The following is a 19,286-nucleotide window of genomic DNA, read 5'->3' on the forward strand; positions in this document are numbered from 1 at the left end:
AACATGGACGTTTCCTGAGATCTGGTGGTTCACGGAGTGTGCTGGGCGGACGAGGATTGGCCGGATGCGGCAACGGCCGCCACCGACGTGCCGTGCTCCCGGCAGGCGACGCGGGCGCACGGGCTCGGCCACGGGCGTCCATCCGGCCGGGTCCGTGCCGACGGTGCCGCGAGCGGGCGAGGAGGGGGAGGAACCGGCTCAGCTCTCGGTCGGGCCGACGACACCGTTGTCGAGCCCGAGCCATTCCGCCATGAGCAGCAACTCGGCGGTCAGCTCTTCGTGGGTCTCCGGAGGGGCGTCGGCCTCCAGCGTGGTGCGCTGTACCCGGAGCACGCCGGACGGGCGGTCGGCCTTCAGATCGACACGTGCCACCAGGCGGTCGCCGAGCAGCAGCGGCAGCACGTAGTAGCCGTGCTCCCGCTTGGCCGCGGGGACGTAGATCTCCAGGCGGTAGTCGAACCCGAAGAGCCGGCGCACCCGCTCGCGCTCCCAGACCAGTGAGTCGAACGGGCTCAGCAGCGCCCGCGCGGTGATGCGGCGCGGGATACGGGCGTCGCGGTGCAGGTAGGCGGGCCGGCGCCAGTCCTGCACCGTGACGGGCACCAGTTCGCCGGAGTCGACCAGGTCGGCCAGTCCGGCGCGGGCCTCGGCGGGACGCAGCCGGAAGTAGTCGCGCAGGCACTGCTCGGTGGCGACGCCGTGCGCCCGGGCCGCGATGCGCAGCAGCTCCCGGCGCGCCTCGTCGGGGTCAGGGTCCGGTGCCGCGTGCACCTCGCGGGGCAGCACCCGCTCCGGGAGGTCGTAGCGGCGCTCGAACTGCCGGGTGCGCCCGTCCGTGGTCACCTCGCCGGCCCAGAACAGGTACTCCAGGGCCCGTTTCACCATGGACCAGTTCCACCCCCAGTGCTCCCGGGCCCGCGGCCGGTCGTGCTCCAGGGCCGCCTCGATCTCCCGGGAGGTGGCCGGGCCGCTGCGCTCGACCTCGGCACGGACCGCCTTCACCAGGTCGGGCTGCTCGTCGGCGATCTGCCGCATACCGCCCCACGCCTCGTCGCGGGCGCGGGCCATGCGCCAGCGCAGCAGGCGGTGCGTCTCCGGTGGCAGCAGGCTGGCCTCGTGTCCCCAGTACTCCACCAGGTGCCGGCTGCGCGCGGTGGTGGCGCGGTCCAGCAGCTCGGGATCGTACCCGCCGAGCCGCGCGAACACCGGCAGATACTGGCTGCGGACCAGCACGTTCACGCTGTCGATCTGGATCACCCCGACGCGGTCGATCACCCGGCGCAGGTGCCGCATGTTCGGCGTCCCGGCGGGCCGGCGGTCGGCGAACCCCTGCGCGGCCAGAGCGATCCGGCGGGCCTGGGCGCGGGAGAGGGCGGAGTCACGGCGTGGAGCGGGAGGCGAAGGGGTGGCGTCGTACATGCGTACCAACGTACTGGTGGCGGGCGGTGCGGTGCCAGCCGTGCGTGGGGGAGGGCCGCCGGGCGTTCCCCCTGCCCGCGTAGCCGGACGTCGCCACCGACGGCGGCCCGGTCCGGCCACGACCTCCCGATCGGCCCACCCGGCCGACGCCTGCCACACGACCCCGGCCCCGGGAGCGGCGCGGACGCCGCCGCACGCACCGGCCGGTCCGGCGGGACCATGTTCGGGCCCGCCCTGCTCATCTCATGGAGCATGCTCATCCAACGGTGGCTCTACGGCGTGCGGGGGCCTCACCGCACTCGGTGGTGTCGGGCTTCCGGTTCGGCGTGTTCGGCAGGGCGCTCCTGCTCATCGGCCCCGTCCGGCTGATCGCCACGATCGTCATGAACGTCGCGATGCCCGCCCAGCAGACCTACCGGCCCATCGCCGACCTGGTCGCCATCCTCGCCACCACCCTTCTGCTGACGCCGCTGCAGGCCGCCGGAGAGGAATACGGCGTTCGCGCATCACGTGGCGCACATGCGGCATCGAGACCGCCATCGTCCTCCATGCGCTGCTCAACACGGTCACCTTCCTCCTCGTCACCGCCGTGCACCGCCGAGCACGGCTGGATCTGAGGGGGAAGCGGTCCGAGGTCCAGGGATGCCCGTGGAGCCTCGTGAAGGAGCGCCGGTACCCACGTTCCGCCGGGGGCCGTGCTTCCACCGGACGCTCCCGACGCTGCCGACGGCCGAACCGCTCCGCGCTTCGGTCGGCGACCGTAAGGCCGATTTCTCCTGGTCCTGAGAACGCCGGGCGCGGATCGCGCGGCGCAGCCCCCGGGGCTGGCCGGTGGTCGCCCTCGCGGTGGATTCCGCCGTGTCGCCGAGCAGCCGGCCGGGCCGGGTGCGGGGACGGCCGCTCGTGCGGGGGCGCGGACCGGTCATCAGCGGGGGCGAACGGCCGCAACGGCTTTCGCCGGACTCGCGCCGACCGGCTCCAGGCCAGCGGCAAGACCGAACGCTTCGGCCGCACCCCGCTGGACGAAGGGGCCGACCATCAGCCCCGCACCTCGGAATCCGCACGCCGGGCCGCGTTCCCCGCCGGCCGGACCGGTACGACCACCACCGGCCGCGCACCGGAATCAGCGGCCCCACCCCGGTCGGCCGCGTCACCGACCTCCCCGGACAACCGACCTAGGGCGTGCCGCCGTTCTCGCGCAGGTACTCCTCCCAGGCCTCTTCCAGCCGTTCGCGGTACTCCGGGTCGTTCGGGTCGAACGGCCACGGGACCTCCTCGGCCGTCTCGTCCTGCTGTTCGCCGTCGCCGGAGGTGTCCTCCTGCGCCGGTGGTTCCGGGGAGGGGGACGGGGCTAGGGTCTCGCTCGTGGTGGTGGCGGATCCGGTGCGCGTCGGCTCGGCGTCGGGCGGCTCGGGGCTCGCGGCCGGGGACGGCTGGGCCGACGCGCTCGGCGACGGCGAGGGGGCGGGCTGCCGTTCGGTCGTCGAGGAGGTGAGCTGATCCGGCGTCTCCTCGGCGCCGCCGAGGCTCTCACCGATCACCAGGGCGCCGTAGACGAGGCCGCAGGCGAGCAGTCCGCCGGCCAGGCCGAGGACGGCCCGCCGACGGCGGCCGGCCGTGCCAGCGCCGGGGCCCGGCGGGATCTCGGCGCCGCGCGGCACGTCACGGGAGACCGGCGATTCCGGTGCCGAGGGAGCGCCGCTCGGGGCGGTCGGCGCGCCGGTGCCATCGGGGCTCGGGGTCGAGGTGTCCTGCTCCGCGGCGTCCCCGGAGGAGGACGCACCGGCCGGGGGATTGGGCTGCACGAGGGTCTCCTCGTCGAGAGAGAGGCCACGGGCCGGCCCGGCTGAGTGGCGGGCGAAGCGGCGGGTGGCCGAGAGGGACGCCCGAATACTAGTCGCGGTCGCCCGTGTCAAACAACCGCTCTGTGGGGGTTTCCGGCGTTCGTCCGGCCGGCCAGGGCGCCCGGCCGGCCGGGCGGTGCGGCCCGATCAGGGCGGCGCCGCGCGCAGGGGGATTCGGACGCGGACCCGGACTCCGTCGCGCGGGCGGGAGGTCAGCAGCACGTCGCCGCCGTGGGCGGTCGCGATCGCCTGCACAATGGCCAGCCCGAGACCGCTCCCGCCGCCCGGTTCCCGGGTGCCCCGGTAGAACCGGTCGAAGGCGCGCCGCACGTCCTCGGCCGCCATCCCGGGTCCCTCGTCGGCGACCTCCAGCACCGCCATCCCGTCCGCCGCGGCCAGCCGCACCCGGACCGGGGTCTGCTTCGGGGTGTGCTCCCGGACGTTGCCGAGCAGGTTCGCGAGCACCTGCCGGAACCGTGTCTCGTCCACCTCGGCCGCCAGGGAGTCGGGGATGGTCAGCTCGATCGGCCGCTCCGGCTCCAGCGCCCGGGCGTCGGCCACCATGTCCCGCACCATGACGGCGAGGTCCCCGGTGCCCAGTTGCAGCGACCCGGTACGGTCCAGCCGGGCCAGCTCCAGCAGCTCCGCCACGAGCCGGCTCATCCGCTCCGCCTCGTTCTCGATCCGCCGCATCGCCCCGGGCAGCTCCTCCGGTGGGATGGCGCCCTGGCGGTACAACTCGGCGTAGCCGCGGATGGTGGTGAGCGGGGTGCGCAGCTCGTGCGACGCGTCGGCCGCGAACGCCCGCACCCGCTCCTCCGAGGCCCGCTGGGCACGGAAGGACTGCTCGATCCGCGCCAGCATCGTGTTGATCGCCATGCCGAGCCGTCCCACCTCGCTGTAGGGCTCGGCGTCCGGCATCCGGTCGGCGAGGTCGGAGCCGGTGCTGATCTGGTTGGCGGTCGTCGCCATGCGGTCCAGCGGCGCCAGTCCGCGGACGATCAGCCAGCGCCCGGCCCAGGTGAGGCCGGCCAATAGCAGGCCGGCGGTGATGAGCTGGGTGAGGACGAGCTGCCACGGGTACGCCGCGCGGTCCTCGGTGGGCACGCCGCTGATCATCACCGCGTCGGCCCGCAGCCGGACGGTGGCCCGGTGCGGCGGGACGCCGGAGTCGCCGCCGTCCAGCTCGAAGATGCGCTCGTCCCGGCCGTACTCGCGCAGCCGCTCCAGCGGGATCGACGCGATCCGCTCCAGCACGATGTCCTCACGGAGCGTGTCGCCGTAGATCTGGTTGACCTCGCCGGTGTCCGGGTTGAGCAGCAGGACGAAGTACGGCGACGGGCTGGGCGCGTCCACGCCCACCGGCGGCGTCCCGTTGTCCAGCCGCACCATGGCGCGCTCGGCGGTCAGCACCAGCTGCGCGTCCAGGCGCTCGGTGATGAAGGCGCGCAGCGTCAGGAACCCCACCACGCAGGTGACCAGCAACCCGACGGCGGTCACGCCGAGCAGCCCGAGCAGCAACCGGGACCGCAGCGGTCTGCCGTGCGGCATCTACGCCGGGTCCTGCGAGCGCAGCGCGTAGCCGACGCCCCGCTGGGTGTGGATCAGCGGCGGGCCCAGCGGGTCGAGTTTGCGGCGCAGGTAGCTGACGTAGGTCTCGACGATCTGCGACTGGCCGGCGTAGTCCCACCCCCACACGTTCTCCAGCAGCTGGGCGCGGGTGAGGACCTGACCGGCGTTGTTCATGAGGTAGGCGAGCAGCCGGAACTCGGTGGGCGACAGCTCCAGGGGTTCCCCGGCGCGGCGCACCGTCCAACTGCGCTCGTCCAGCTCCAGGTCGGCGAAGCGCAGCACGCCGTCCTCCGCCTGGCCGTCGGCGGTGGCCGGCGGCGTCTCCTGGCGGCGCGCCCGGCGCAGCAGCGCGCGGATCCGGGCGACCAGCGCCTCCACCGAGAACGGTTTGGTGACGTAGTCGTCGCCGCCGAGCGAGAGCCCGGTGACCGTGTCGGACGGAGTGTCGCGCGCGGTGAGGTAGATGACCGGAACGTCGTCGCCGCCCTCGCGAAGCTGACGGCACACGTCGAACCCGCTGATGTCGGGCAGCAGGACGTCGAGCACGATCAGGTCGGGCCGCCGGGACCGGGCGGCGGCCAGGCCCTCGCTGCCGCTCTGCGCGGTGCTGACGCCGAACCCGTGGAAGCGCAGGGCCGCCTGCACGAGATCCCGGATGTTGGGCTCGTCGTCGATCACGAGCACGTGGGGCGGCGTCGCGGTCTCCGTCATCGAATCACCTCGCGAGGTCGGGGGCGGGGCCGGCCGGCGACGGCCTTGGCCCGCGGTCCGGTCCTGGGGCGCCGTGGGGCCGTTGGTCCTCGCGGAGTCCCCGTCCCGGCACGCCCCAGCCCCATGATGCCGCAGGCAGCGCCCGTGCCCGCGCGTCCGGCGCGTCCGAATGCGCGTTCACGGCGCCGGGACGGTGGGGGCGCCGACGCGCCGGCCGCGCGCCGCCACCAGCGGGCCGTGTGCCCCGCGACCGGCAGACCGGCGCCCCGCGCGGGCCCGGCACGTCGCGCGCTCGTCCGCCGCCCGCCGCACGGCCCGGGGCAACCGGACGAACTCCCGGATCGGCACGGCGGCGGTGCGGTTCGCGGAGAGCGGCGCGGTCCGCCGGCGGCAGGGAACACGATTCGCTGGTGACGCGGTCAGCGCGGCCTGTGCACCTGCGCACCCCAGCAAAGCCCGCGATCCTGAGATGTCGCCCGGTATCGGCTGGGAAATGGCTGAGACCGCCCGTGACCGGCCGCCGGCGGCGCTCTCGTGGACGGCGCCGCCCGCCGCCGGACCGGCCTCCGGCACCGCGCCGCAGGTCGCGATGCGGCGAATTTTGGGGAAAACATGTGAACCACGGGTCGGGTGTGGTCATCTAACGGGAGCGACCACCGTGTCGGATCGTCGAGCCGACCGTGCCGTGAGTCGTGTACGGGCCCTTGGCGCGGAGGACGGCCGCGCCAAGGGCTCTTCGGAGCCGCCCGTTCGCGTGCCGCCGAACGGGGACGCCGGTCCCGCGTCACGGGAACCGGGTGCCTCCGGAGGCCACCCGCCACGGGTGGCCGGAGAACGTCCCCATCGCCCGGCGCGGGCGGTTAGCCTGGCGGATGTGCGAGTAGCGACGTGGAACGTGAACAGCGTCCGGGCCCGCGGCGACCGGATCGCGGCCTGGCTGGAACGCGCCGATGTCGACGTCGTCGCGATCCAGGAGACCAAATGCCGCGACGACCAGTTCCCCGAGTCGGTGTTCACCGGCCTCGGCTACGAGGTCGCCCACCACGGCCTGTCGCAGTGGAACGGTGTCGCCGTCGCCTCGCGGGTGGGCCTGACCGATGTGCAGGTCGCGTTCCCCGGCCAGCCGGGGTGGGGCGACCCCGCCGCCGCGGAGGCCCGCGCCATCGGCGCCACCTGCGGCGGCGTGCGGGTGTGGAGCCTCTACGTCCCCAACGGCCGTGAGGTCGACGACCCCCACTACGTCTACAAGCTGGAGTGGCTGGAGCAACTGCGCGCCGCTGCCCGCGACTGGCTCGCCGAGGACCCCGGTGCGCAGATCGCGCTGTGCGGCGACTGGAACGTCGCCCCCGAGGACGGCGACGTGTGGGACATGGCCGAGTTCGAGGGCAAGACGCACGTGACCAAGCTGGAGCGCGACGCCTTCCGCGCCGTGGTCGAGGCCGGCTACACCGACGTCGTCCGCCCGCACGCCCCCGGCCCCGGCGTCTACACGTACTGGGACTACAAGGGGCTGTCGTTTCCCAAGCGCAAAGGGATGCGGATCGACTTCCTGCTGGCGTCCCCCGCGCTGGCCGCGCGGGTGAGCGGGGCCCGGATCGACCGGGACGAGCGCAAGGGCAAGGGCGCCTCCGACCACGCGCCGGTGATCGTCGAACTCGCCTAGGCCACCGCGGATCCCGCGGATCCGGGGGGCCGGGCTCACCGGTGCCGGTCCCGGATAACGTACTCCTCGTGACTCCAGCATCGGCACCGCGGATCGCGGTCTTCGGCAGCATCAACATGGATCTCGTCGCCTACGTCGGCACCGCGCCGTCCCGTGGCGAGACCGTCACCGGCACCGAGTTCCGTCAGGTCCCCGGCGGCAAAGGCGCGAACCAGGCGCTCGCGGCCGCGCGGGCCGGCGGGGACGTCGCCTTCCTCGGCGCCGTGGGAGACGACGCCTTCGGCACCCAACTGCGCACCACCCTGGTGGAGAACGGGATCGAGGTGTCGGGGCTGCGGATGGCGAACGGCGCGTCGGGAGTGGCGCACATCGTCGTGGAGGGCGACGGCGGCAACTCCATCATCGTGATCCCGGGCGCGAACGGCACCGTCACCGGCCTGGAGGACGACGACGTCCAATTGCTGGAGGGCAGCGCCGCGCTGCTGCTCCAGCTGGAACTCCCCATGGAGGGGGTCATCGCCGCGGCCCGCGCCGGCCGGGCCGCCGGCGTGCCGACCGTTCTGACCCCGGCGCCGGCGCAGCCGCTGCCGGACGAACTGCTCGACAACGTGGACCTGCTCGTCCCCAACCAGCACGAGGCCGCCGCGCTCACCGGCCGGCAGGACCCGGAGGAGGCGCTGACCGCGCTGCTGGCCCGGGTTCCCGAGGTCGTCGTCACCCTGGGCGAGGCCGGATCGCTGTACGGCGCCCGAGGGTCGGCGCCGGTCCGGGTGCCGGCCCGCCAGGTCGCCACGGTGGACACCACCGCCGCCGGCGACACGTTCTGCGGTGCGTTCGCGGTCGCCCGGGCCGAGGGACGCGATCCCGAGCAGGCGTCCCGCTTCGCCGCCGCCGCGGCGTCGCTCGCCGTGCAGCGGCACGGGGCGAGCACGTCGATGCCGGCCCGGGCGGAGATCGACGCGGTGCTGGCCGGCTGACCACCGGCCGGATCGGGTCAGACGTGCCCGATCTCACGGAGGAACGGCAGGGGGTCCAGGTTCTGCAGCCGGACCTCCAGCACCACGTCGACGGTGTCGCCGACCAGGCGGCCGCCCCACGGCACCGCACCGCCGTCACCGACGCCGAAGTCGGCGAGCCGGAGCTCGGTGGTGGCGGCGAAGAAGTGCCCGTAGCCCTGGTCGGGGTTGACGTAGTCGGGCGCCTCGCCGACCCATCTGCCGTCCAGGGTGACCGGGCGGGTCGTGCCGTGGATCGTCAGGTCGCCGTGCAGCAGGAACGAGCCGTGCCCGCGCCGGGTCGGCTCGATCCCGGTGCTGACGAAGCGCAGCTCCGGGTATCGCTCGACGTCGAGGAAGTCGGCGGAGCGCAGGTGGTCATCACGCGCGGTGACTCCGGTGTTCAGGCTGGCGGCCTGGATCGTGACGTCGACCTTGGAGTCCGTCGGGTCCTCGGTCACCATGGCCACGCCCGAGGCGTCGCCGAACGTTCCCTGCACCCGTCCGTACCGCAGGTAACGGGCGACGAAGATCAGGCTGGAGTGCAGCGGATCGAGGTACCAGGTGCCCGGGGCGGGCCCTCTGGCACCGTCGTTCTCCATGGCGGGTCGCATGTCGTGTTTCTCCTTGATTGACAGCCTCGCCACCCTAATGTCGTGAGACGGCGAGGGGATGCGGCCGCACCGGGGTGACCGATCCCGGCAGCGGCCGGATACGGCCACTCCGGCGTGGCCGTATCCCCGCCGGTCACGGTGTTTCCGGATGGGGGCGCCGTTACCAGGGCCGATCGGCCCTCGATGATTTGTCGGCTTTGTCACATTGGCGGTCCGGGATCCGCGCCGAGGGCGGTGTCGGCCGCCCGGCAACGTCACGCAGGTGACAAAACGGGCAAATCGTCTATCTACCGTGGTGGGTGGCAGACAGCACCGCGCCGCCGTCCCAGGAGCCCAGCGCCGGAGCCGGCGGCGCGGTCCCCCATCAGGGACGGGACGATCGCAATGACCGGTGATCCACGGGTCGAGCAACTGAGCCGCAGCGCCCGCCGCCGACTGGCGCGACGCCGCAGACGGCTGCGGCTGGCCGCCGGCGCGCTGGCCGGTGGACTCGCCGCCGCGGCCGTGGCCGTCGTCGCGGTGAACTTCGGCGACACCCCGGCAGAGGTCCGAGTGGACGAGGCCCCGGACCCGGGCGGAACCACGACCGGCTCCGCCGAACCGCGTCCCTCCGTCGGCCCGCGGCCGTCCGTCGAGTCGCCCGCGGTGGGCAGCGCGGGACTGGCGCCGTCCGCCACCGACTCCGGCGGCTCCACCGAACCCGAGGACGACCGTGCGGCCGATCCGGGCGGCGCGGACGGCGATTCGGGCCCTGGCCGGGCCGACGACCCGGCGCCGGACGCACCGCCGCCACCCCAGGCCCCGCCGTCCCGGCCCACGCCCCCGCCGACGCCGTCAGCACCGCCGACGCCCGAGCCGGAACCGTCCGCGGAACCGTCCGACCCGGACGAGGACGACGACCGCGGCGGCCGGCCGCGCGATGACGCGCGGACCGCCACGGCGTACGAGGATGCCGGGCCGCCCACGAGCGAGCCGACTCCGTCTCCGTCCTCGTCTCCGGCACCGGAGGAGCCGGAGGCCGCTGGGGAACCTACGCCCAACGGTGCGACGGCGGACCCGTCCGGACCCGCCGCTCCGTCCCGCTGATCCGGCCCGGCTACATCTGCTCCGGCGCGCGGACGCCCAGCAGGGCCAGCCCCTGCACGAGCACCCGCAGCGTGGCGGCCGTCAACGCCAGCCGCGACTCGCGGACCGCCGGATCCTCGGCCTTGAGCACCGGGCAGTTCTCGTAGAACGCCGTGAACGCCTGGGCGAGCCCGAACAGGTACCCGCAGAGCCGGTGCGGCTCCAGGGTGTCGCCGACCTGCGCGACCACCGGCCCGAAGCCCAGGAGCGTCAGCGCCAGGGTGCGCTCCGCGGCCTCGGTCACCACGACGGGACCGGCCGCCTGGTCCGGCGACAGACCGCCCTTGCGGAAGATCGAGCGGATCCGCGCCGCGGCGTACTGCAGGTAGGGGCCGGTGTTGCCGCTCAGCGCGAGCATCCGGTCGAAGTCGAACACGTACTCGGAGTCGTGCGAGACCGACAGGTCGGCGTACTTCACCGCGCCGATCCCCACGTCGCGCGCGATCGCCGCGCGGGTGGCGTCGTCCAGGTCCGGCCGGGTCTGCGCGACGACCTTGGTGGCGCGCTCCACGGCCTCGTCCAGCAGTGCCATGAGCCGGATCGACTCGCCGCTGCGGGTGCGCAGGATCTTGCCGTCGGTGCCGAGCACGTTGCCGATCTGGACGTGGACCGGGGTCACGCCGTCCGGCAGCCAGCCCGCCGTACGGGCCGTCTCGTAGATCATCTGCAGGTGCAGGTGCTGCGGCGCGCCGATGACGTAGAGGATCCGGTCGGCCTTGAGATGCTCCACCCGGTACCGGATGGTGGCGAGGTCCGTGGTGCCGTAGCCGTAGCCACCGTCGCTCTTGCGGATGATCAGCGGGACCGGCTTGCCCTCGCGGCCGGTGAAGCCGTCGAGGAACACGCACAGCGCGCCGTCGCTGATCTGTGCGATGCCGCGCTCCTCCAGTTCCGCGCAGATGGCGGCGAGCTGGTCGTTGTACATGCTCTCGCCGGCGAGGTGCTCGTCGGTGAGCGTGACGTCGAGCGTGTCGTACACGCGGTTGAAGTAGACCTTGGACAGGTCCACCAGTTCATGCCACAGCTTGAGCGTTGCGGGATCCCCGCTCTGCAGGGCCACGACCCGCCGGCGGGAGCGGTCGGCGAACTCCTCGGAGGAGTCGAACTTGGCACGGGCGGCCTGGTAGAACGCGTTCGGGTCGCTCTCCAGCAGCTCCGCCTCGGGGGAGTCCTCGCCCACCTCCAGCAGATGCTCGATGAGCATGCCGAACGGCGTGCCCCAGTCGCCGATGTGGTTCTGCCGGATCACGTTGTGGCCGAGGAACTCCAGCGTGCGGGCCAGCGCGTCCCCGACCACCGTGGTGCGCAGGTGCCCGACGTGCATCTCCTTGGCGACGTTGGGCGCGGAGTAGTCGAGCGGGATGTTCTGCCGCGGCTGCTCCGGCACGCCCAGCCGGGGATCGGTGAGCAGCGACTGCGCCTCGCGGGCGATCCAGTCGTCCCGCAGGGTGAGGTTGACGAAGCCGGGGCCGCTGATCTCGATCTCGCCGACCACGTCGTCGGCGTCCAGGTGCGCGACGATCTCGGTCGCGACCTCGCGCGGCTTGCGGCGGAGGCGCTTGGCGAGGGCGAGCGCGGCGTTGGCCTGGAAGTCGGCGAACTGCGATGGGCGGATGACGGGGTCGGTCTCGGCGTACTCGGCGCCGAACGCGGCGGCGAGGGCGGACTGGACCCGTCGCGAGAGTGTTTCCTGCGGGTCGGCCATACCGAAGAGCCTACCGAGGTCCGCAGGTCCCGGTGGTCGGCACCGGAACCTGCCCGGTCCGCCGGGCGCCCCCGCCCGCCGGACCGGGAGGAGCGGTGCCGTGCCGGGGGAGGGACGTCCCGGGGAGCTTCTGGTGGCGCTTGCCGTCGTGCTTTTCTCCGCCGTCGACGCGGGTGGCCTTCGGTGGTGGGCGTCGGTGGTTCGGGAAGCTCGACGGTTCGCCGCTTGGTGTTTCTGGTCGCGCTCGCCGTCTCGTCTTCCTCCGCCGCCGACGCGGGTGGCCTTCGGCAGTCGTCGTCGACGGCTCCGGAAACTCGACGGCTCGCCGCTCCGTCACTCCTCGTTCGGGGACAACCGCAGCCACGCCGGTGCGCGGGTGGTGGTGGCGACCCGGCGGCGCACCTGGTCGATGATGCGGCCGGTGACGAGTTCGTGGGCGAGCAGACACGCCCGCTCGATCCCCTGGGCGTGGCTGGCCCCGTGCGCGATCACCACCGTGCCGTTCAGGCCCAGCAGCACCGCGCCGCCGTAGGTCTCGCTGTCCACGCGCTCCCGCAACCCGCGCAGTTGCCGGCGCTGCAGGAGGGCGCCGGCTCGCGCCACCGGGCTGGAGGTGAGCGCGGTGCGGACCTCCTCCAGCGCGAACCGCACCGCTCCCTCGACCGACTTGAGGGCGACGTTGCCGGTGAAACCGTCGGTGACCACGACGTCCACCAGGCCGGCCAGCAGGTCGTGGCCCTCGATGTTGCCGCGGAAGTCCAGCCGCGGCGAGGTGTCGGCCGCGGCCGTGAGAAGTTCGGCCGCGCGGCGGGCCAGCTTGTTGCCCTTGCCGGGTTCCGACCCGATCGTGAGGATGCCCACCCGCGGCTCGGCGACGCCGTGCGCCGTCTGCGCGTAGGCGGCCCCCAGATGGGCGAACTGCACCAGCATCTCGGGCTTGGCGTCGGCGTTCGCCCCGGCATCCAGCAGCACCGTGGGGGTCGGGAGGGTGGGGAACAGGACGGCGAGCGCCGGGCGCAGCACGCCGGGCTGGGTGCGCAGCCGGACGGTCGAGGTGGCGACCACGCCGCCCGTGGAGCCCGCGGAGACGAGCGCGGCGGCGTCGCCCTGCCGGATCAGCTTGCAGGCGACCGCGACGCTGGAGCGCGGTCGCCGCCAGCTCGCGAGCGCGCCCTCGTGCATGGCCAGCGTGTCGTCGGCGTGCACCACCGGGATCTCGCCGGCCGCGCCCTCCTCGGCCAGCAGCCCCGTCAGCTCTGCGGTCCGCCCGACCAGCACCAGGTGCAGTCCGTGCGTGCGGACGGCGCGGACCGCCCCCCGGACGATCTCGCGCGGCGCGTGGTCGCCGCCCATGGCGTCGACGGCGATCACGTGGCCGGTGCCCGTGGGCGGGGTGCTCCGCCTCGTGGAAAGTGCGCTGGTCATCGGGCTCCTCGCTCGAAGGGCGGTCGTCGGGACGGGCGGCACGCGGCGGCGTGGCGTTCCCAGTGTCGTCCGGGGCGAAGGCGGATCCGTCTCGGGGCGCGTCGCCGGCCGTGGGCTCGTCGTTCCCCGGCTGCGGAGGGTAGCTCCGATCGGAGCGGAGCGCGCCTCCACGCGGCGAGCGGCGGCGGTTCCCGGCGACGTGGTGCCGCAGGACCGGCCGGTCGGGGGTGGCGCCCGGTGCGGGCAATCGTGATACTTGCCAAAATAGCAGGTCAGAATGGGATTTCTCGGAAGGTGGGGGTGAAAACGGCAAGATCGGGTACATCCGTCGGCTAGCCGGGTGAAAGATCACTTTCTCAGGCATGCCAACTGTTCCATCCTCATATGTCCCCGAATGGGGTGCTCGGCGGCGTGCTTCTGAGCCGTCCGCCCCCCATGGTTGGAGGAAAGGAGACGCGTGAGCCTGACGCACGAGGCGGCACTGTCCCCGTCCGCAGGACGTCGGTTCCGGGCCTACACGACGAAACACCTGGACGAGCTGGCCGGCCGGGCCGGACTCGACGAGCATGAGCGGCTCGCGGTCCGCGCGGTCGCGACGGTGCTTCCGTTCCGGGTCAACAGCTACGTCGTCGACGAGCTGATCGACTGGTCGGCCGCGCCCGACGATCCGATCTACCGGCTGACCTTCCCGCAGCCCGACATGCTGCCCGAGCGGGACGTCGCCCGGATCGCCGACCTGCTGCGTGCGGACGCCCCCCGCAAGGAGATCAACCAGGCCGCCAACGAGATCCGCGCCCGGCTGAACCCGCACCCCGCCGGGCAGCTCGCCCTCAACATCCCCAAGCTCGGCGCCGAGGAGCCGCTGTCCGGTGTGCAGCACAAGTACCCCGAGACGGTGCTGTTCTTCCCCAAGCAGGGCCAGACGTGCCATGCCTACTGCACGTACTGCTTCCGGTGGGCGCAGTTCGTGGGTGAGCCGGACCTCAAGATGGCGACCGACGACATCGACGCGCTCGTCGGCTACCTGCACCGCCACCCGGAGGTCACCAGCGTCCTGCTGACCGGCGGCGACCCGATGATCATGGGCGAAGGGGTGATCTCGCGCTACATCGAGCCGCTGCTCAAGGTGGAGACGCTGGAGTCGATCCGCATCGGCACCAAGGCGCTCGCCTACTGGCCGCAGCGCTTCGTCACCGACCCGGACGCCGATGACACCCTCCGGCTCTTCGAGAAGGTCGTCGCCTCCGGCAAGAACCTGGCGTTCATGGCGCACTTCTCCCATCCGAACGAGATGGCCCCGCCGCTCGTGCAGGAGGCGGTGCGGCGCATCCGCGGCACCGGCGCGGTCATCCGCACGCAGGCGCCGCTGATCCGCACGATCAACGACGACTCCGCCACATGGGAGAGCATGTGGCGCACGCACGTGCGGCACGGCATGGTGCCCTACTACATGTTCGTCGAGCGGGACACCGGGCCGCAGGACTACTTCGCGGTGCCGCTCGCCCGCGCGTACGAGATCTTCCGCGGCGCTTACCAGAACGTGTCAGGTCTGGCCCGCACCGTGCGCGGACCGTCGATGTCGGCCACCCCCGGCAAGGTGTGCGTCGACGGGATCGCGGAGATCGCCGGCGAGAAGGTGTTCGTGCTGCGATTCATCCAGGCGCGCAACCCCGACCTGGTGGGCCGGCCGTTCTTCGCCCGGTACGACGAGTCGGCCGTCTGGCTGTTCGATCTGGAACCCGCCCTCGGCGCCGCCCGGTTCCCCTACGAGGCGGCCCCGCCCGACGATCCCGCGGCACTCGTCGCCGGCGCCTAGCCTGGGTCGGGGGCGTCCGGGGGCGTGCAGCCCCGCGGGCGCCCCCGAACGGCCGGCCGTGCCGTCGGCCGTCCCGGCCGCGCGCCGCCCGGCGCCGGAGGGCGTCACCCTGAGCCGCCGCGGAGCACGAAGCGGGATAATCGGCGGCACCGCGCCCGGGCTCCTCCGGTGCCGCGCGATCGGCAAGGCACCGCGCCTGCGGGCGCGGTGCGGGAAGAGACGCCTATGGCTGAGTGGTTCGTCACGCACGTCGTGCAGACCGGCCGGCTGCCCCTGTTCAGCTTCTTCGTCGCGTTCGTGGCCGGATTCCTGCTCATCCGGGTGAGCGTGCGGATGATCCGCGCGCAGGTCCGTTGGTGGCCCGGCAACGTCCGCCCGGGCGGGCTGCACATCCACCACGTCGTGTTCGGGGTGGCCTTCATGCTGCTCGGCGGCGTCGCGGGGCTGCTCATCACGGAGCGCGAGGGGCCGGCCATCGTCATCGCCGCCGCGACGTTCGGGTTCGGGGCGGCCCTGGTGCTGGACGAGTTCGCGCTGATCCTGCATCTGCGCGACGTCTACTGGACCGAGCAGGGGCGCGCCTCCGTCGACGCGGTGTTCGTGGCGATCGCGCTGACCGGGCTGCTGCTCACCGGCATCCGGCCGTTCGGCTGGAGCGAACTGCGCGGCCCCGACCCCGAGAGCTGGCTGGTGCACTCCGGCCTGGTGCTCATGGTGCTGGTCAACCTGGCCGGATCCGTGGTCAGCCTGCTCAAGGGCAAGATCTGGACCGGGATCACCGGCGTCTTCGTGCCGGCCATCTCCGTGATCGCGGCGATCCGGCTCGCGGTTCCCGGCTCGCCGTGGGCACGCTGGCACTATCCCGCCGGTTCCCGCAAGCTGGACCTCGCGCTGCGGCGGGACCGCCGCCTGCGCCGCCCGATCATCCGGGCGAAGATCCGGGTCCAGGAGATCATCGCCGGCCGGCACGACCTCATCCTGGAGCGGCCCGTCGACCCGCCCGCACCACCGCGGCGGCTGCCGGGTCCGCAGGCCGGCGACGGCCAGGGCGCGGCGGCGGACCCCGCGGAGCCTTCAACCGACGCCGGCCCCGCCGCCGCGGAGCGGAACACCTTCCGCGCGGGCTCCTCCGCGCGGCCGGGCGGGGCCACTGCGGTTCGCGGGCCTCGCCGATAAGTCGGGCGAACCGGTCGAATAGGGTGACGCAGCTATGGAACTTTCCGCTTTTTCCCGGCAGGCCGGCCGCCACCAGCGCGGACTCACCATCGGGATCGACATCGGCGGCACCAAGGTGGCGGCCGGCGTCGTCACCCCGGCCGGGCGGGTGCTCTCCCGGCTGCGGACCGAGACCCCGGACCGCAGCAAGAGCCCCAAAGTGGTGGAGGACACCATCGCCTGGGTCGTGGAAAGGCTCCGCGGCGACCACGTCGTCAACGCGGTCGGCGTCGGCGCCGCCGGATTCGTCGACGAACAGCGCGCGAACGTGCTCTTCGCGCCCCACCTGGCCTGGCGGAACGAGCCGCTGCGCGATGCGCTCAAGGAGCGGCTCGGGCTGCCGGTGGTGGTCGAGAACGACGCCAACGCCTCCGCCTGGGCCGAGGTGTGCGTGGGCGCCGGCCGGCACTCCGACAACGTCGTGGTGGTCAACCTCGGGACCGGCATCGGCGGGGCGGTGGTCATCGATGGCCGGCTGCACCGCGGCCGGTACGGGCTGGTCGGCGAGTTCGGGCACATGACGGTGGTGCCCAACGGGCACCGCTGCGAGTGCGGCAACCGCGGCTGCTGGGAACAGTACGCGAGCGGAAACGCGGTGACCCGTGACGCGCGCGAACTGGTCGCCGCCGACTCGCCGGTGGCGCGGGGCCTGGTGCACGAGGTCGGCGCCGACCCGTCGCGGATCACCGGGCCACTGGTCAGTGAACTGGCCCGCGCCGGCGACCGCGCCTGCGTGGAACTGCTGGAGGACGCCGGGACCTGGCTCGGCATCGGCCTGGCCAACCTGGCCGCCGCCTTCGATCCCGAGTTGTTCATCATCGGCGGCGGCGTCTCCGAAGCCGGGGACCTGCTGCTCGGCCCCGCCCGCCGTGCCTTCCGCCGCAACCTGACCGGGCGGGGATACCGGCCGGAGGCGCGGATCGTCGCCGCCGCGCTCGGCAACGAGGCCGGGCTGATCGGTGCGGCCGACCTCGCGCGCGACACCCTGCCACGCTGGCGGCAGGGCCGCCGCCAGACCCGGCTGCGCCGCGGCACCGGCCGTGCGGCCACCCGGCGCGGCGGGTTCGATGGGCGCGGGTGACCCGCTCCACGGCACGGTGGTCGCTTCATCTTAATGTCCGGACAAAATCTTGACGCGAACCGGTGCGGCGACGTAGAAAGTTCCGCAGATGTGACGCACGGAACACTCGGGCGTGCGCGACGTGCGGACCTGCGGAGGAGAGACATGCGGATCGGCCTGGTCGGAACCGGCAGGATCGGAGCCGCGCACGCGGCCGCGCTCGCGGCGCATCCCGAGGCCACCGAGGTGATCCTGGCGGACGCGGACGCCGAGCGGGCCCGCCAGGTGGCCGCCCGGCTCGGGGTCCGGGCCGCCGGCGACGTCACCGAACTCTTCGTTCCCGGCACCGTGGACGCCCTCGTCATCGCCGCCGCCACCAGCGCGCACCCCGAGCTCATCATCGCGGGCGCGCGGGCCGGCCTCCCGGTGTTCTGCGAAAAACCGGTGGCCCCCGACGTCCCCGGCACCCTGGCGGTGCTGGCCGAGGTGGAACGCACCGGAGCCGACGTGCACATCGGCTTCCAGCGGCGGTTCGACGCCGGGTACCAGCGCGCCCGCCAAGCCGTCCACGACGGCGAGATCGGCGAGGTGCACCGGGTGCACGCCATCACCGCCGACCCCGAGCCCCCGCACGCCTCCTACATCCCGGCCTCGGGCGGCATCTTCCGTGACTGCCACGTGCACGACTTCGACATCGTCCGCTGGGTCACCGGCCGCGAGATCGTCGAGGTGTTCGCCATCGGCAGCAACCGGGGCGCCGCCTTCTTCGCCGAGGCCGGCGACGTCGACAACTCCGCCGCCCTGCTGCGGCTGGACGACGACACCCTGGTCACCCTCCAGGGCTCCCGGTACAACGGCGCCGGCTACGACGTCCGCATGGAGATCGCCGGCACCAGGGGCACCGTGGTGGTCGGGCTCGACGACCGCACCGCGGCCGGCTCCGCGGAGCCGGGCGTCGCCTTCCCCGAAGGACTGCCGCACCCCGACTTCTGGTCCCGGTTCTCCCCGGCCTACCAGGCGGAACTCTCCGCGTTCTTCCGGATGGGGGCGGGCGCCGCCCCCAGTCCGTGCACCGTCGCCGATGCCCTGGCCGCCGTGCTGGCCGCCGAGGCGGCCGACCGCTCCATGCGCGAGCGCCGCCCGGTCAGAGTGGCGGAGGTCGCGCCGGTGCCGTGACCCCGGCCGCCCCCGATCCCCACCACCGTCCCGATCGCCGGAGGAGCCGCCCCGATGACCAGTCCCCGTATCGCCGGCGCCCCCATCTCGTGGGGGGTCTGTGAGGTCCCCGGCTGGGGACACCAGCTCGCGCCCGAGGTCGTGCTGCCGCAGATGCGCGCCGCCGGCCTCACCGCGACGGAGTTCGGCCCCGACGGGTTCCTCCCGGACCCGCCGGCCGCCAAGGCGAAGGTGCTCGCCGAGCACGGGCTGGCGGCGGTCGGCGGCTTCGTCCCCGCCGTCCTGCACGAGGCCGCCGTGGACCCGCTGCCGGACGTCGACCGCGCCATCGACGGATTCCGCGCGGCCGGCGCGGAACTCCTGGTCCTCGCCGCGGCCACCGGCCGGTCCGGATATGACGGCCGCCCCGAACTGGACGCCGGCCAGTGGTCCGTGCTCCTCGGCAACCTGGACCGCCTCGCCGCGCACGCCGCCGGGCGCGGGATGACCGCGGTCCTGCACCCGCACGTCGGCACCCTGGTCGAGACGCGGGCCGACGTCGACCGGATCCTGTCCGGCAGCGGCGTCCCGCTCTGCCTGGACACCGGGCACCTGCTGGTGGGCGGCACCGACCCCCGGACGCTCAGCCGCGAGGCCGCCGGACGCGTCGCGCACACCCACCTCAAGGACGTCGACGGTGCCCTCGCCGAGCGCGTCCTGGCCGGTGCGCTGCCGTACAGCACCGCCGTGGCCCGTGGCCTCTTCCGGCCGCTCGGCCGCGGCGACGCCGACATCGCGGGCATCCTCGGCGACCTGGCGGCGGCCCGCTACACCGGCTGGTACGTGCTGGAACAGGACGTGATGCTGCCCGCCGCCCCCGAGGACGAGGGACCGCTGGCCGACGTGCGCGCCAGCGTGGACTTCCTCCGGGAACACCTGGGACGACGGTGACACAGGAACGGATTGG

At 73.6% G+C, this 19,286-nt stretch carries 16 protein-coding genes; 9 read left to right on the forward strand and 7 right to left on the reverse strand.

Going from position 1 to position 19,286, the window contains the following annotated elements; translation table 11 throughout:
* Positions 1-198: 198 nt before the first annotated feature.
* The gene (locus tag ACFQRF_RS01915) at positions 199-1,419 is read right to left on the reverse strand and encodes a winged helix-turn-helix domain-containing protein (RefSeq protein WP_379868262.1); all 1,221 of its coding nucleotides are present in this window, start codon (positions 1,417-1,419) and stop codon (positions 199-201) included.
* Between the two features lie 302 nt (positions 1,420-1,721).
* Here ACFQRF_RS01915 and ACFQRF_RS01920 point away from each other — a divergent pair, with 302 nt between their 5' ends.
* Entirely contained in the window at positions 1,722-2,036 is a 315-nt protein-coding gene (locus ACFQRF_RS01920) for a hypothetical protein (RefSeq protein WP_379868264.1), read from the forward strand.
* 558 nt (positions 2,037-2,594) lie between these two features.
* Here ACFQRF_RS01920 and ACFQRF_RS01925 read toward each other — a convergent pair.
* From ACFQRF_RS01925 to ACFQRF_RS01935, 3 genes are all read right to left on the reverse strand, one after another.
* Complete coding sequence (locus tag ACFQRF_RS01925; RefSeq protein WP_379868265.1) at positions 2,595-3,224, reverse strand: hypothetical protein; 630 nt, start codon at positions 3,222-3,224, stop codon at positions 2,595-2,597.
* 186 nt (positions 3,225-3,410) lie between these two features.
* Positions 3,411-4,814: a sensor histidine kinase gene (locus ACFQRF_RS01930; RefSeq protein WP_379868267.1), complete on the reverse strand. Its 1,404-nt coding sequence runs from the start codon at positions 4,812-4,814 to the stop codon at positions 3,411-3,413.
* Positions 4,815-5,546, reverse strand: a complete 732-nt coding sequence (locus ACFQRF_RS01935; protein ID WP_379868268.1) for a response regulator transcription factor — start codon at positions 5,544-5,546, stop codon at positions 4,815-4,817. It abuts the gene before it with no gap.
* Positions 5,547-6,420: 874 nt separating this feature from the next.
* Between ACFQRF_RS01935 and ACFQRF_RS01940 the strand changes: the two genes are divergently transcribed.
* Together ACFQRF_RS01940 and ACFQRF_RS01945 are read left to right on the forward strand one after the other, a co-directional pair.
* Positions 6,421-7,209: an exodeoxyribonuclease III gene (locus ACFQRF_RS01940; RefSeq protein WP_379868270.1), complete on the forward strand. Its 789-nt coding sequence runs from the start codon at positions 6,421-6,423 to the stop codon at positions 7,207-7,209.
* Positions 7,210-7,277: 68 nt separating this feature from the next.
* On the forward strand, positions 7,278-8,186 hold the full coding sequence (locus ACFQRF_RS01945; protein ID WP_379868271.1) for a ribokinase: 909 nt from the start codon (positions 7,278-7,280) through the stop codon (positions 8,184-8,186).
* 17 nt (positions 8,187-8,203) lie between these two features.
* On the opposite strand, the gene ACFQRF_RS01950 is transcribed toward ACFQRF_RS01945, so the two are convergent.
* Positions 8,204-8,818 carry a YceI family protein gene (locus tag ACFQRF_RS01950; protein WP_379868273.1) on the reverse strand — a complete coding sequence of 205 codons (615 nt, stop codon included), beginning with the start codon at positions 8,816-8,818 and terminating at the stop codon, positions 8,204-8,206.
* Positions 8,819-9,202: 384 nt separating this feature from the next.
* On the opposite strand from ACFQRF_RS01950, the gene ACFQRF_RS01955 reads away from it, so the two are divergent.
* Positions 9,203-9,904, forward strand: a complete 702-nt coding sequence (locus tag ACFQRF_RS01955) for a hypothetical protein (protein WP_379868275.1) — start codon at positions 9,203-9,205, stop codon at positions 9,902-9,904.
* Positions 9,905-9,914: 10 nt separating this feature from the next.
* Here ACFQRF_RS01955 and argS read toward each other — a convergent pair whose 3' ends face one another.
* Together argS and plsX are read right to left on the reverse strand one after the other, a co-directional pair.
* A complete protein-coding gene (argS, locus tag ACFQRF_RS01960; protein ID WP_379868276.1) occupies positions 9,915-11,648 on the reverse strand; it encodes an arginine--tRNA ligase in 1,734 nt (577 codons plus the stop codon).
* A gap of 333 nt (positions 11,649-11,981) precedes the next feature.
* Positions 11,982-13,073, reverse strand: coding sequence for a phosphate acyltransferase PlsX (gene plsX, locus ACFQRF_RS01965; protein ID WP_379868278.1), 1,092 nt, complete (start codon positions 13,071-13,073; stop codon positions 11,982-11,984).
* Positions 13,074-13,611: 538 nt separating this feature from the next.
* Here plsX and ACFQRF_RS01970 point away from each other — a divergent pair.
* From ACFQRF_RS01970 to ACFQRF_RS01990, 5 genes are all read left to right on the forward strand, one after another.
* Positions 13,612-14,889 (forward strand): KamA family radical SAM protein, encoded by a 1,278-nt coding sequence (locus ACFQRF_RS01970; protein WP_379869002.1) that lies wholly within the window; start codon positions 13,612-13,614, stop codon positions 14,887-14,889.
* A 225-nt stretch (positions 14,890-15,114) separates the two neighbouring features.
* Complete coding sequence (locus ACFQRF_RS01975) at positions 15,115-16,065, forward strand: hypothetical protein (RefSeq protein ID WP_379868280.1); 951 nt, start codon at positions 15,115-15,117, stop codon at positions 16,063-16,065.
* Positions 16,066-16,099: 34 nt separating this feature from the next.
* A complete protein-coding gene (locus ACFQRF_RS01980) occupies positions 16,100-17,185 on the forward strand; it encodes an ROK family glucokinase (protein WP_379868282.1) in 1,086 nt (361 codons plus the stop codon).
* Between the two features lie 144 nt (positions 17,186-17,329).
* Complete coding sequence (locus ACFQRF_RS01985) at positions 17,330-18,340, forward strand: Gfo/Idh/MocA family protein (RefSeq protein ID WP_379868284.1); 1,011 nt, start codon at positions 17,330-17,332, stop codon at positions 18,338-18,340.
* A 54-nt stretch (positions 18,341-18,394) separates the two neighbouring features.
* On the forward strand, positions 18,395-19,270 hold the full coding sequence (locus ACFQRF_RS01990) for a sugar phosphate isomerase/epimerase family protein (RefSeq protein WP_379868286.1): 876 nt from the start codon (positions 18,395-18,397) through the stop codon (positions 19,268-19,270).
* Positions 19,271-19,286 lie beyond the last annotated feature (16 nt).

It is taken from the genome of Marinactinospora rubrisoli, assembly GCF_042664915.1.
GTDB lineage: Bacteria > Actinomycetota > Actinomycetes > Streptosporangiales > Streptosporangiaceae > Marinitenerispora > Marinitenerispora rubrisoli.

Excerpts from the sequence above, each read along its gene's own strand:
- ACFQRF_RS01950 (WP_379868273.1), bottom strand. The coding sequence starts at position 8,818 with ATGCGACCCGCCATGGAGAACGACGGTGCCAGAGGGCCCGCCCCGGGC.
- ACFQRF_RS01985 (WP_379868284.1), top strand. The coding sequence starts at position 17,330 with ATGCGGATCGGCCTGGTCGGAACCGGCAGGATCGGAGCCGCGCACGCG.
- ACFQRF_RS01955 (WP_379868275.1), top strand. The coding sequence starts at position 9,203 with ATGACCGGTGATCCACGGGTCGAGCAACTGAGCCGCAGCGCCCGCCGC.
- ACFQRF_RS01915 (WP_379868262.1), bottom strand. The coding sequence starts at position 1,419 with ATGTACGACGCCACCCCTTCGCCTCCCGCTCCACGCCGTGACTCCGCC.
- ACFQRF_RS01930 (WP_379868267.1), bottom strand. The coding sequence starts at position 4,814 with ATGCCGCACGGCAGACCGCTGCGGTCCCGGTTGCTGCTCGGGCTGCTC.
- ACFQRF_RS01975 (WP_379868280.1), top strand. The coding sequence starts at position 15,115 with ATGGCTGAGTGGTTCGTCACGCACGTCGTGCAGACCGGCCGGCTGCCC.
- argS (WP_379868276.1), bottom strand. The coding sequence starts at position 11,648 with ATGGCCGACCCGCAGGAAACACTCTCGCGACGGGTCCAGTCCGCCCTC.
- ACFQRF_RS01980 (WP_379868282.1), top strand. The coding sequence starts at position 16,100 with ATGGAACTTTCCGCTTTTTCCCGGCAGGCCGGCCGCCACCAGCGCGGA.
- ACFQRF_RS01935 (WP_379868268.1), bottom strand. The coding sequence starts at position 5,546 with ATGACGGAGACCGCGACGCCGCCCCACGTGCTCGTGATCGACGACGAG.
- plsX (WP_379868278.1), bottom strand. The coding sequence starts at position 13,073 with ATGACCAGCGCACTTTCCACGAGGCGGAGCACCCCGCCCACGGGCACC.
- ACFQRF_RS01990 (WP_379868286.1), top strand. The coding sequence starts at position 18,395 with ATGACCAGTCCCCGTATCGCCGGCGCCCCCATCTCGTGGGGGGTCTGT.